Consider the following 13,702-nt stretch of genomic DNA (forward strand, 5'->3'; position numbering starts at 1 on the left):
CTGTTAACCCACTTGTTTATTTCCAGTTTTCGTTTTGAACTAATAAACCATTCATCAAACGTATTTCGTTGATTGGAATTGGAAGTGTAGTCCAATTAGGATTATAATACTTATTCTGGTATTTACCTAAATACTGAGATTCGTATTTGATGTAATTATTCAATTCTTCAGCAGCGATACCCCAGCGTACCAAATCATACCATCTATGACCTTCCATGGCCATCTCTATCTTACGTTCCCAGCGTAATGCTTGGGTGGCTTTCTCTTTCGTAGCGAATTGAGATTCTGGATATAGACCGATACGATAGTTTGCGGCGGCATTTGTATCTTGTTTACCATTAATCTTATCATCCAATACATAAGGAGAGGTTGTCTCTAGCATAGTTGTCGGATCTGCTGCTTTCACATATCCATTGGCTGCGCGGGCACGTACTTGATTTACATATTCACGTGCTCCTTGCGGATTACCTGTTTCAATCAAAGCTTCCGCATACCATAGCAATATATCTGCATATCGCGCTAAATGGAAGTTCTTGGCAGAAGAAGAAGTCTCTGTCGGAACGGATAAGCTTCCTTTATCAGCTTTCTTTGGCTGGTTCTTTTTATTTAGGTATGGACCACCGTTTGTGATTTCACGAATCCAACCGTCAATTGTTGTTGGGATAGACCAATCTAGGAATGGAGTATTGAAACGACCCGTGGAAATATCCAGACGTGGATCTGTGTAGACGGTCAAATCTGTATGAGGAATCGTATTCTCGTCAATTGTAGTCAGTGGCACATCCTTCTGATAAGAGCCATCCATTTTAGGCAAACCATTTGCGTCAACGATGTGAGAATTAACCAAATCGTAAGAAGGTTGATAAAATCCCCAACCACCGGTTCCTAAAGCACCACCGAAACCAATATGAGGTGCACCATTTGGAGCATTTGTATTAGTTTGCGTACCGGAGATTGCCATCTGGATATCGAATACAGACTCTCCTGTCCAGTCTGATACTCCTGCAGTATAAAGTTCCTCATAGGTATCAGCCAAGCGATACTTCATACCATTGTTGTCTTTACCATTGGCCATGACTTCTTCCAATATGGTTTTTACTTCAGCCCAATGGTTTGAGTTTCCGTTCTTTCCGTTATATACGGAAGATTGGTACATTCTCGTTTTTGCCAAAAATGCGGCTGCGGCCCATTTGTTAACACGTCCCATTTCTGCTGGCCATGTATCAGGCAGGTTGTCATAAGCATATTGGAAATCTTCTGCGATCTTATCCCATATGTAAATATAATTTCCGCTCTCATCTACATTCGAAACTTGAGGGTTTACATTCGCTGCTACATCCTCATCATTTACATAAGGAACTGCGGCTCCAAATAGTTTGACAACTTCAAAATGCCAGAAGGCACGGAAGAAGCGTGCTTGAGCGATTGTCTCTGTAAAGTAGTCCTTGCTTTGTCCGGGAACAGCGGTTAATTCTGTCTCCACTTGCTTGGCTACATTAATCAAGTTGTTTGCGAAAAATACGCCATTATAACAGCTTTTCCACTTTACGCTTAAATAGCTGTTATCGGCAGCGAATGTATAAGTCTCCAAACTAGTAAAGTCTGGTTGGTCGGTAAAATTAGAGCCTTTATTGGCGCTACCTCCCATTACATCACCGTATGCATAATTCGTTAATGTACCTTCGAAATAGCTATCGTTGTGTAAGGTGGCATACATACCGGTTATCAATCGTGAAACACCCTCTTGATTAAGGAAGTCCGGTTCGCTCATCTTACCTACCGGTTCCACTTCCAAGAAATCGGAGCAAGAAGTCATGCTTCCTATTGCGGCGGCAGCAATTGCCGCATATATAAATAGTCTCTTCATCTTATTTGAAATTTATAGTTATAACTGTTTTTCTAGAGGATCATTACCATTATGAATTCTCTTTTGTTAGAAGGTTAAGTTTAGACCTATAATGAATTGGCGCGGCATACCGTAAGCACCGAAGTCGGTACCCATGTTACGGTCGTTAGAGATACCACCGTCTCTATCTGTACGAACCTGTGGATCCAAACCTGAGTAACCCGTAATCGTAAATACGTTGGCTACTTGACCATAAATACGGATCTTTTCAAATTTGATCTTATCTAAGATCTTTTTTGGAAGCGTGTATCCTAAAGTCAGTGTTTGCATACGTAAGAAAGAGCCATCTTCTATATAACCGGAGTTAGATTGGTTGGCAGCGATATCGCTCTCACCGCCGGTTGTAGCCCATAATGGATAGATACCATCTGGATTGGTTTGAGGATGCCAAGAATTATCGCGGCGATCTTTTGAGTAAGCCGATTGCAAAGAACCGAAATGCGTATAATATTTATACATTGCGAACAAATCGTTGCCTACGGAGAAGTATAGATAAGTACTCAAATCGAATCCTCTCCAGCCTAAGCTTAGATTAACACCTCCAGTCAAGTCCGGATGCGGATTACCGATAAATGTGCGATCGTTTGCGTCAATCTTTCCATTGTTGTCTACATCCTTGATTTTATACTGGCCTACAAAATCAGATGCGACCATTTGTTTTACGTCGCTTACACCATATGGCAATACAACACCACCAGCGTCGTTCTTGTAGTTATGTACGTCCTCTTCGCTCTTATAAATTCCATCTAACTGATAACCGTGGAACATACCGATGGCGTGCCCTTTCATCATTACATTCATGTTGGCGATACGAGTTCCTGTAAAGATACCGGCCTCTGTTCCGATCTCGGTCAGTTTATTTTTGTAGTGAGATAAGTTAACACCTACAGAGTAGTCGAACTCGCCGACTTTGTCCCTCCAGCTCAAGTTTAAATCTACACCATTGTTCTGCATATCACCGATATTAATGTTCGGCTTTGTCATATTACCCGCTAATGCGGACCAGTTTGCGTCGATTAACATATCAGAGGTCTTTTTGGTATACCAGTCGAAGTTCATGCTTAAACGTTGATCTAGGGCTGTTACATCTAAACCTATATTTAACATCTTAGAAGTTTCCCATTTCGCTTCTATATCTCCTAGGTTCGTTACTCCGAAACCTTGGTATACTTCTGTATCGGAACCATTAATACTATATAAATATTTGTTACCCGTACCGTATTGGAACGCCCAGTTGTATGGGTCGATATTAGAGTTACCTGTTGTACCATAACCCGCACGGATCTTTAAGTCATCTAGCCAAGTACGGGTTTTCTCCATGAATTTCTCGTCAGACATACGCCAGCCTAAAGAGATAGAAGGGAACGTTCCCCAGCGATTCTTTTTGGAAAAACGTGAGGAAGCATCCCGACGGACAGTCACAGTTGCCAAATATTTGCCTTGATAAGAGTAGTCGGCACGTCCAAAGAAACCAAACATGGTTGTAGTATTGTTTCTTCTTCCGTCTGTACCCATATTAGCGGTAGAGCCATTTTCAATTGTCCATGTGTTTGGATTATCTTCATACGGATAGTCGATACGGTTGGCTTGTATCCAACGGCCTAACCCTTCACGGAGTGCCTCTGTACCTAACACAACGCCGATCGTATGATCTTCATTGATAGTCTTATTGTAAGTCACCGTATTAGTCCATTGATAGCCTAAGCGATAATCCGCACGTTCAGTGAAGCTATTGTTATTTGCTCCTTCCTTGTTAGTCATGATGGTACGTTTACTCATCCAATAGTCCCAGCTTCCCATCAATGTGGCACTGAACTGTGTGCGGAACTTCAAGTCTTCACCGATGGATTCCAACGGTTTTACTTCCGCGAAGATAGCGGACTGCGCACGTAAGAAACGACGGCGGTTGTCTTTTTCGTTGTTTACAGTTTGAACAGCGGTATTCGCACGTCCACCTTCCGGGGCCTGTGAACCGGCATAGTCGCCACCAATATTGTAAATAGGAACCCAAGGTTGGATAGAGAAGGTTTTACCAAAAGTGTTATCATCACCTTGACGACCACGTTCACCAGAGTTCTCGATTACTGCGATATTCGTGTTTTGTCCGATCGAGAAGTATTTATTCGGCATGAAATTGGTATTTACACGCAAAGAATAACGACGGAACCACGATTCTTTGATCGTACCTTCGCGGTTCATATAACCTAAGGAAGTTGCGTAAGTTGCTTTTTCTCCACCACCGGAAACAGATACTTGATGGTCTTGGACTTTTCCTGTTTGTACTACTTCGTCATACCAGTTTGTTCCTTTACGGGCTTCTTCTTCTGAATAACCATCTTCCAGCATTTGATAATATGCGGAACGGGACCAAGAGTTAGATCCATTATCTTTATAGGAAGCGACCCAACCGTCAATACTTCCGAACTGAGCGATCACTTGATCCTTAGATAACCCCGACGGTTTGATTGCGTATGGCATTGTCAAGTGACCGCTTCCGTCAGCGCCGATAGAACCGAACTGGGCATGGGTCGCTGTTTTACCGCGGAACTGAAGCAAGTTACGTTGACCTAATTCTTGGAATTCCATTGCTTCCCAAGCATCCATTAAATCGTAACCGCTATTAGCCATTTTAGCTACGCCGAAATAACCGTTGTAAGATACTTTTACACGATCATCCTTTTTACCCTGTTTCGTTGTGATAATGATAACACCATTTGCTCCTTTCGCACCGTAGATGGCAGAAGCGGCAGCATCCTTTAATATCTGCATAGACTCGATATCATTCGGATTCACTGCATCAATATCCACTCCGGAAACACCATCAACGATCACCAATGGATCGGAACCGTTTACGGAGCCGACACCACGGATACGAATCGTTGTTTCACCCAACGGACCACCACCAGCCTGTACGAATACACCAGCAGCCTTACCTTGCAAAGCCTCTGCGAAGTTAGAAACAGGAGTCTCTTTCAACTCATCGGTAGCGACAACAGCCACAGCTCCGGTAATATCCTTCTTAGCCTGTGTGCTATAGCCTGTAACTACAACTTCGTCCAATGCCTGTGAGTCTTCAACCAGCGTGATCTTGATGTTCGTTTGATTGCTTTTCAAAATGACTTCTTGGGTAACGTATCCGATATACGATACTACTAGAACTGCGTTTGCAGGCACATTCTCAATAATAGCCCGTCCGTCCATATCGGAAATATTTCCGATAGTAGTCCCTTTTACGACTACGTTAGCTCCAACGATAGGACCAGATTTATCCACGATGTGGCAGTTAACCTGTCGTCCATCTTGCTGGACACTCATAAATCCCGTACTAGGTGTAGGATACAGATGATCCGTTTCTGTTGCGAAGGCCGTTCCGGCTCCGTACAGAAGAAAAGAAGCTCCTAAGACTAATGGCTTCCATGATACAACATTTCTCATACAAAATTAGAATTTAAGGTATAATAAAATAAAAAACACAAACTTTTAACAAAATGAATTCACTACTCTGCCATACCTCTAGGGTATGTTACATCTGTTTACATCTCAAAATAGGCAAACATCACTCTCTTCTTCTCAACTTCATTTGTGTAGCTTTTTCATTATCATGTCTTTAATGATAAAAGCCGCTTCTTGCTTTCTTTCATAATACTAAAAAAACGACTAGTCTAAACGATCGTTTAAATCTTGCGTTTTTGAAAAGAGGAAATGATGATTTGAAAAAGAAAAGCTTTTTTTAGATCGATGAAGGGTTATCTCTCCCATTAGCAATAAGATAAAATAAAAAAAAATCAACAAAAAGTTGCACGTGTCGAAAAAAAAACAGACCTTTACAAACGACTAATAGAAACGATCGTTTAGGCTAGTCGTTTATGAAAAAACATTTAGACCATAAGTATTCAGAAATTTACTGAAATCTAGAATGTTGTTGTATATGGAAAGATCATTTTGCTGTTAGATTGTGTTTTTTATTGATTTATACCTTAAAATCTAATGTTGTATGAATAATGTAGTATTATGGAAACAGGTGTTTCTAGGAGCCTCTTTATTCTTATGTGGCGCAAGTCCAGTCATGGCCACTGAAGTAGGCGATTTAACACCAGACGTAAGGGGCAATGCCCTGCAACAAGATGGACGTAGAGTCACTTGCGTTATTTCAGACAAAGCAGGACCAATTGTTGGAGCTAACGTAGTCGTAAAAGGGACTACTATCGGAAATATTTCCGATATGGACGGACGTGTCATACTTGATGGTGTGCCGGATAATGCCATATTGGTGGTATCTTACATTGGCTATGTAACTCAAGAGATCTCTCTGAAGAATAGCCAGAACAATATCAAAGTAAAATTAGCGGAAGACACACAAGCCTTGGATGAGGTCGTTGTTGTCGGTTATGGTACCCAAGCGAAGAAAGATATTACGGGGTCTGTCGCTGTCGTATCTACGGAAGAGTTGAAGGAGACTCCGGTAGCGACATTCTCAGAAGCCTTGCAGGGAAAGGCTTCCGGTGTGTATATCTCGAACTCGGGTGGACCTAGTGGTGAGACGACTATCCGTATCCGTGGTGTCGGCTCGTTGAATGGTTCGGACCCATTGATTGTTGTGGACGGTGTCTCGAATGTGGATATCGACGCGGTCAATCCGAATGATATCGAGTCTTTGCAAGTCTTGAAAGATGCTTCTGCTACTGCGATTTACGGTGCGCAAGGAGCGAATGGTGTAATCATTATCACGACAAAGCAAGGAACTAAAAGCGGCCGGGTACGAGTATCTTATGATGGTTACTTTGGTGTGGCGAAGATGGCGAATAGTGGTTATGATTTGTTGAATGGATGGGAGGCGATGGAATGGCAAGCACAAGGTATGAGAAACGTGCGGGATTATCGTGGACAAACACCTACCGCTCATCCTCAATTCGGATCGTTGAACGATAAAGATGAATTGACGATGCCTTATGCGATTAAACCGGCCGGTTTATCAAAAGATCAAGTAATCTCGCAGTTTGGTAGTATCGATGCGTGGGTGGCTTCCTATAAACCGGATGGTAGTAGTTCGTGGTCACGTTCCGCTTATTATCAGATGTTGGAAGATGGATATTCGGAAGCGGAGGCCCGGAAAGGAACGAATTGGTATGATATGGTGACTCGTACGGGTAAAGTACAGGATCATCAGATCTCTTTATTGGGAGGTGGAGAGAAAGGAACTTACTCGGCCTCTTTAGGCTATACTAATCGGGAAGGAACGATTATCTCTTCTTTCTTTAAACGTTATTCACTGCGTGCCAACTCTACTTATAACGCGAATAAATATTTCACGATAGGCCAGAATTCCAATATCGCCGTAATGGAGATGGGCGGTGAGCGGGGGCGTCAAGGCGATGCGAGCGTATTCGCCCAAACATATACGATCCAGCCATGGGTACCTGTTTATAATGTCGGTGGCGATTATGCGGGATCACAGGCCTCGGAAGGTGGACGTGCGAATACGGCTTATCAGACGGCCATGAATCAACAGGATGATTGGACTCGTTTCATGCGATTGCAAAGTGCGGCTTTCGCCGAGTTGAAACCGATCAAAGGCCTGAGTCTTCGTACGCAGTTCAGTGTTCGTTTGATGGGTATGTGGAGCCAAGCGTTGAGTGAGAAGACGATCGCTACCAATAAAGAGGGGCAATCTCAAAATTATCTGGAGGAAAACGCGAATTGGAGGTTGGATTATCAGTGGACCAATACGGCGACTTATAAGACGAAATTCAATGAAGATCATGACGTGACATTTATGATCGGTACGGAAGCTATGAAATTTGGTGTGGGACGAAGCATGAAAGCCATTCGCTATGATTATATCTTCGAGAATAATCCCAATACATGGATATTAAACAATGGTTCTTCCGACAATATGAAGAATGAAGGAAAAATGTTTGATAAAAGTACGATGTTCGGCTTGTTTTTCCGTGGCGATTATTCCTATAAAGGTAAATACTTGGCAACTGTAACGGTTCGCCGGGATGCTTCTTCCCGGTTTGGCGAGGATAACCGCTGGGGTACATTCCCTTCTCTTTCTTTAGGCTGGCGTATGTCGGATGAGGTCTTTATGGAAAAGACACGTACGTGGTTGGATGATTTAAAGGTGCGTGCGGGTTATGGAACGACCGGTAACTCTAATATCGGAGCCTATAATTATGCGTTTCAATATGCGACCGGAAATGATTATTTATATGGAATCACAGGTGCGGATTCAGGGGCGTCTCCGGGCTATGCGATCTCAAATCTGGGGGATGTGAATGCTAAGTGGGAAACAACCAAGATGTTTAACGTCGGTTTAGACGTAACGGCGTTGAATAATCGTTTGACCGGAAGTATCGATTATTATATTAAGAAGACTTCAGATTTGTTGGTGAACGCTAACTGGTCCGCTTTGGCCGGTAACGCTACTAAGCCAAAGATCAATATTGGCGATATGCAGAATAAAGGTCTTGATTTCAGTGTGGGCTGGAGAGATAAAGTCGGTGATTTTAGTTACTCGGTAAACGCCAATATCTCAACCTATAAGAATAAGGTTACCCAATTAGGTTCTTCGGATCTATTTACGAATACGCGTTTGAGTAAGGTAAACATCACCACGGTAGGGCAACCGGTAGCGATGTTCTACGGTTATCAAGTGGATGGAATCTATACGAGTGAACAAGATGTGCTGAACTATAAGACCGCGGATGGAAAAACGATTTTACCGTATGCCGTGGCGGACGAGGCCAGCTTGAATCCTCAATCATGGGTAGGTCGTTATAAGATTCGTGACGTGAACGGAGATGGAAAGATTGGAGCGGAAGACCGTACGATTATCGGTAATCCGCATCCGGACTTCACGGGAGGTGTGAACCTTAGTGTTGGTTGGAAAGGTTTTGATTTGAGTACATTCCTTTATTTCTCTGTAGGTAACGACTTGTATAAACATTATCAGTATTATACGCATTTCGGGGCATTACAAAGTAACTTCTCTAAAGATCGCTTGGAAAACTCTTGGGATCCCGTTACAAACCCGGATGGTATCTATCCATTATGGGCTGGTACATCTAATGAAGGTACGGAGGCGGCTAATGAATCCAATTCTACTTATATAGAAGACGGTTCATACTTGCGTATGCAGACATTGACGCTCGGTTATACGTTGCCAAAGAGTATCTTGAGTAAGATCAAATTTGAGAAGATTCGTGTTTACGGTCAGGTTTCCAATGTGTTTACATTAACAGGCTATTCTGGTTTGGATCCGGAGGTTCGTAGCAATAATGAAGATAGCAGTAACGATATGATGAAAGGTATCGACTACGGTTCTTATGGTATGCCACGCCAGTTCATTTTAGGCGTGAATATTTCTTTCTAAAAGGAATTTCGATAAGGATATTGATAACGATTAAAAAAAACAGTATGAAAAGACTATTTATATATTCAATGTTAGTGGCGTCTTCATTAGGAGCGATGACCTCTTGCTCTGACTTCTTGGATGTGAAGCCGGTGGGTGCGGTCAGTGAAGAAGAGTTACTGAATCAGGAAGGCATAAATTATGCGATTACAGGAATGTATTCATCGATGCTTACACAGGAGTATTTTGCGGCTCCTTTGACAAATTATGCCTATGGCGATGTACTGGGTGGAAGTGCGAATAAAGGGTCTACGTTTACGGACCAGTCTGACTTTACGAACTTGGAAACGTATGCGATCACTACGGACAACGGATATTTGAATACCAAATGGAAAGTGGTTTATGAAGGTGTCTATCGTGCGAACAACGTGATTAATATGATCGATAAGATCAAGGACGAGCTTTCTTCCGTAAAAGGCGTATCAAAGGATTTTTATACCGAAGCGATCGCCCAAGCCCGATTCTTCCGCGGATTCTGGCATTTTGAGGGAATGAAATTATTTGGTGCCGCTATTCCTTACGTGGGAAGCGAGGAGTTCGCTAGCGATGTAAACCCAAAAGTTTCCAATGTGGATGAGTCTGGCAATTATATTTACATATGGGATAAGGTGGCCGAGGATTTACAGTTCGCTTATGATAACCTGCCGGATATTTGGGCGAGCGATAAAGGACGTGTCAATAAATGGGCCGCCGCCGCTTTCTTGGCAAAATTGAGGCTGTATCAGTCTTCACCCTATAACGGTACGAATGGTTCTTCCGATCATTGGGCGGATGCCAAGGCTTTATTGGAGGCTATTATCGCGAATGGGCAGGATAATAATGGCACGAAATTCAAACTAGCGGATACTTATGAGGATTTGTTTACGGCAGGTAGTGCCGATTGGAGCGGTGAGTCCGTGTTCGATATACAGCGGACTATCTCTGGTTCTCAGGTAATCACGAACTCTATCGAAGGTTCATGGCATACGGCTCCTCCGGGAGGTATGGGCACATCCGGATGGGGTTTCTATCAACCTTCCTATGAGTTGGTAAACTCACATATCGTAGACGAGAATGGTTTGCCGTATCTGGATAAATCATATCAAGATAAACCGGCGTTGACTACCTTGACAGATAATATTCCACATACGGATTTAGAGGTTTTTACCGATCCTCGTCTGGATATCAGTACCGGTCGTTTTGATGTCCCTTATTGGGATTGGACGGTTCCTTCTATCTTGGATGGGTGGGTACGTGATATCGCGAATGGTGGTCCTTATATGAATAAGAAGCGGCAACCGAAAAAAGCGGATAAAGGCGGTACGAGCGTATCTACGGAGACGAGTTCTACAGCCAAGAATTACCATTTGATCCGTTATGCGGATGTTTTACTTTGGTATGCCGAAGTCTTGATTCACGACGGAAATTATAAGGAGGCCGGGAAGTATATAAATGAGGTACGTGCCCGTGCGGCAAACTCGTATGTGAAGGGCGTTGATGCTGCCACGATGTTGCCCACTTCTACATCTTATGTCTTGGATGATAAAGTGAATGGGAAGTTGGATTCGAACGCTGCGGCTAATTATCGTGTAGGTTTGTATCCGGATTCGCAATTCAACAGCAAGGGTGGTGCTTTAGCCGCTTTACGTTTCGAGCGTAAATTAGAGTTGGCGATGGAAGGTCATCGCTGGTACGACTTAGCTCGTTGGGGAATAGCGTACGATGAGATAAGTAATTATATCACTTACGAGAAGAAGCATCTCGGAAAGTTTGCCAACTGCGTTTATAACGCTAAATGGGTAACTCTTCCGATCCCGAATGATCAAATCGTGACCATGGAAGGCGTTTTAGTCCAGAATGAGAATTGGAAATAAATCGTAGGTTAATAATCTGTATCGGTCAGGCATGTGATATGTCTGACCGTTTTGTATATTTGCGGCATGAAGTCAACAACCCGGAGGGTTTCGGTGTTTTTTAATAAACAAATAAAGAGAATAGGATGAGACTGGTGTATATTTATCATAGCGGGTTTGTTGTAGAGGCGGAAGGCTTCTCCATCTTGATCGATTATTTCAAAGATACGAATCCGGACCCGGCGAAGGGGTTTGTGCGTGGGGAGCTATTAAAACGTCCGGGGACGTTGTACGTATTGGCATCACATTTCCATCCGGATCATTTTAATCCGGACGTGTTGAAATGGAAAGAGGAGAAAGACGATATCAAATATATTTTCTCCAAGGATATCTTGAAACGCCGCCGGGCAAAAGCCGAGGACGCTTTTTATATGAAGAAGGGAGATGTGTACCAAGATGAGCATTTAACGATTAGGGCGTTCGGATCGACCGATGTCGGTATCTCTTTTTTGATCGAGGCGCAAGGTAAACTGATTTTTCATGCCGGAGACTTGAATAATTGGCATTGGAAAGATGAGTCTACTCCACAGGAAGTTGCGGAGGCGGAAGGGAATTACCTGAAAGAACTGGATATAATAGCGAAATATACGCAGGCGATGGATGTTGTCATGTTTCCGGTAGATCCCCGCTTAGGGACCGATTTTATGCGAGGTGCCCAACAATTCATCGACCGGATAAGGACCGGTATCTTTGTGCCGATGCATTTCTGGGAACGTCCGGCGGAGGTCATGGCCTTTGCCCCGTATGCCGAATCGAAAGGTTGCCGGTATGTTGTCCTTTCTGTACCGGGTGAGGGTACCGATATATAATATATTATTAATGTATAGGTTTTAGAAAACATATAAATTTATTTAGGTATGGAAGTTAAAGGCAGATTTGACCATTTCAATATTAACGTATTGGATTTGGAGAAAAGTATCGCTTTTTATAACAAAGCGTTGGGGTTGAAAGAGCATCATCGAAAGGTCGCGGAAGACGGTTCTTTTATATTGGTTTATTTAACGGATGAGCAAACCGGTTTCTTGATGGAGCTGACTTGGCTGCGTGACCGGAAAGAACCTTATGAGCTAGGCGATAATGAGAGCCATCTTTGTTTCCGGGTAGCCGGCGATTATGAGGAGGTACGTAAATACCACAAGGAAATGGGAGCGGTTTGCTTCGAGAATACCAAGATGGGATTGTATTTTATTAATGATCCGGATGACTATTGGATCGAGATATTACCGTTGCGATAATTCTCCATTATTATATAACAATGTTGCTTAACATAAGTTTTCGAAAAAAGAAGATAAAATGACAGGAATCTGTAAAATTTTCTTCAAATCGTATTGCAACTTGTGTTAAACCTCTTATATTTGCTACCCAGAAAGAGGAAAATCATTATTAATCCTAAATATAAAATCATGGAGAAGCCTTATGTAGTAGGTATCGATATAGGTGGTACCAACACTGTTTTTGGTGTAGTTGACGCAAGAGGAACAATCTTGTATAGTGGATCAATTAAGACTGGTAAATATGCAGACGTTAATGACTATGTAGCGGAATTAGCTAAAGGTCTGAAGTCTGTTATTGATCAGGCTGGTGGTCCGGATAAGATTAAAGGTGTGGGTGTAGGTGCTCCGAACGGAAACTTTTTCAACGGATGTATCGAATTCGCTCCGAACTTGCCTTGGAAAGGTAAGATTCCTTTGGCTCAATTGATCAGCGAACAGATCGATGGTATTCCTGTTGCTTTAACAAACGACGCCAACGCTGCCGCTATCGGTGAGATGACTTATGGAGCCGCTCGCGGTATGAAAGATTTTATCGTGATCACTTTGGGTACTGGCGTGGGTAGCGGTATCGTAATCGGTGGTAACTTGGTATACGGACATGACGGTTTTGCCGGCGAGTTGGGCCACGTTATCATGCGTCGTAACAATGGTCGTCAGTGCGGTTGCGGTCGCCAAGGATGTCTGGAGGCTTATGCTTCAGCTACCGGTGTGGCTCGTACGGCTCGTGAATATCTGGAAATCCGTAAGGACGAGAGTGTTCTTCGCGACTTGGATCCGGATGAAATCACTTCAAAAGACGTATACGACGCAGCTATGAAGAATGATAAGATCGCTCTTGAGATTTTCGAGGCTACCGGCTCTATGTTGGGAGAGGCTTTCGCTGATTTCGTAGCATTCTCTAGCCCGGAGGCTATCATTTTGTTTGGCGGTCTTACGAAAGCTGGCGATTTGATCATGAACCCGATTAAACGTTCAATGGAGAAAAATATGTTGAAAGTTTACGCAGGTAAGACTAAATTATTATTCTCTCAATTGAAAGAGAGCGACGCTGCCGTATTAGGAGCAAGTGCTTTGGGTTGGGAAGTAAGAGACCAAAGCGCTGGTTTGGAAGTCTAAATCCGGTTTTGCGTATAACGAAAAGACATTTGCGAAATAAGGCAAGCCGCATCTATATTTAGGTGCGGCTTGTTGTTTTTAATTGAATTATAAATCATAA

Annotated in this window: 7 protein-coding genes; 5 read left to right on the forward strand and 2 right to left on the reverse strand. The window is 43.0% G+C overall.

Annotation, left to right across the window (positions count from 1 at the left end; genetic code table 11):
• Positions 1-16: 16 nt before the first annotated feature.
• Both ACYIA1_RS19135 and ACYIA1_RS19140 read right to left on the reverse strand, forming a co-directional pair.
• Positions 17-1,867, reverse strand: coding sequence for a RagB/SusD family nutrient uptake outer membrane protein (locus ACYIA1_RS19135; protein WP_480336261.1), 1,851 nt, complete (start codon positions 1,865-1,867; stop codon positions 17-19).
• 66 nt (positions 1,868-1,933) lie between these two features.
• The gene (locus ACYIA1_RS19140; RefSeq protein ID WP_480336262.1) at positions 1,934-5,341 is read right to left on the reverse strand and encodes a SusC/RagA family TonB-linked outer membrane protein; all 3,408 of its coding nucleotides are present in this window, start codon (positions 5,339-5,341) and stop codon (positions 1,934-1,936) included.
• A 559-nt stretch (positions 5,342-5,900) separates the two neighbouring features.
• On the opposite strand from ACYIA1_RS19140, the gene ACYIA1_RS19145 reads away from it, so the two are divergent.
• From ACYIA1_RS19145 to ACYIA1_RS19165, 5 genes are all read left to right on the forward strand, one after another.
• Complete coding sequence (locus ACYIA1_RS19145) at positions 5,901-9,281, forward strand: SusC/RagA family TonB-linked outer membrane protein (RefSeq protein ID WP_480336263.1); 3,381 nt, start codon at positions 5,901-5,903, stop codon at positions 9,279-9,281.
• A 44-nt stretch (positions 9,282-9,325) separates the two neighbouring features.
• Positions 9,326-11,173: a RagB/SusD family nutrient uptake outer membrane protein gene (locus ACYIA1_RS19150; protein ID WP_196009398.1), complete on the forward strand. Its 1,848-nt coding sequence runs from the start codon at positions 9,326-9,328 to the stop codon at positions 11,171-11,173.
• Between the two features lie 125 nt (positions 11,174-11,298).
• Entirely contained in the window at positions 11,299-12,021 is a 723-nt protein-coding gene (locus ACYIA1_RS19155; protein WP_196009397.1) for an MBL fold metallo-hydrolase, read from the forward strand.
• Positions 12,022-12,069: 48 nt separating this feature from the next.
• Complete coding sequence (locus ACYIA1_RS19160) at positions 12,070-12,447, forward strand: VOC family protein (RefSeq protein ID WP_005867648.1); 378 nt, start codon at positions 12,070-12,072, stop codon at positions 12,445-12,447.
• Positions 12,448-12,615: 168 nt separating this feature from the next.
• Entirely contained in the window at positions 12,616-13,602 is a 987-nt protein-coding gene (locus ACYIA1_RS19165; RefSeq protein ID WP_005867650.1) for an ROK family protein, read from the forward strand.
• Positions 13,603-13,702: the final 100 nt, after the last annotated feature.

It is taken from the genome of Parabacteroides sp. KHUB-02 (assembly GCF_056640955.1).

Coding starts and splice junctions, on each gene's coding strand:
- ACYIA1_RS19145 (WP_480336263.1), top strand. CDS start 5,901: ATGAATAATGTAGTATTATGGAAACAGGTGTTTCTAGGAGCCTCTTTA.
- ACYIA1_RS19155 (WP_196009397.1), top strand. CDS start 11,299: ATGAGACTGGTGTATATTTATCATAGCGGGTTTGTTGTAGAGGCGGAA.
- ACYIA1_RS19140 (WP_480336262.1), bottom strand. CDS start 5,341: ATGAGAAATGTTGTATCATGGAAGCCATTAGTCTTAGGAGCTTCTTTT.
- ACYIA1_RS19150 (WP_196009398.1), top strand. CDS start 9,326: ATGAAAAGACTATTTATATATTCAATGTTAGTGGCGTCTTCATTAGGA.
- ACYIA1_RS19160 (WP_005867648.1), top strand. CDS start 12,070: ATGGAAGTTAAAGGCAGATTTGACCATTTCAATATTAACGTATTGGAT.
- ACYIA1_RS19135 (WP_480336261.1), bottom strand. CDS start 1,867: ATGAAGAGACTATTTATATATGCGGCAATTGCTGCCGCCGCAATAGGA.
- ACYIA1_RS19165 (WP_005867650.1), top strand. CDS start 12,616: ATGGAGAAGCCTTATGTAGTAGGTATCGATATAGGTGGTACCAACACT.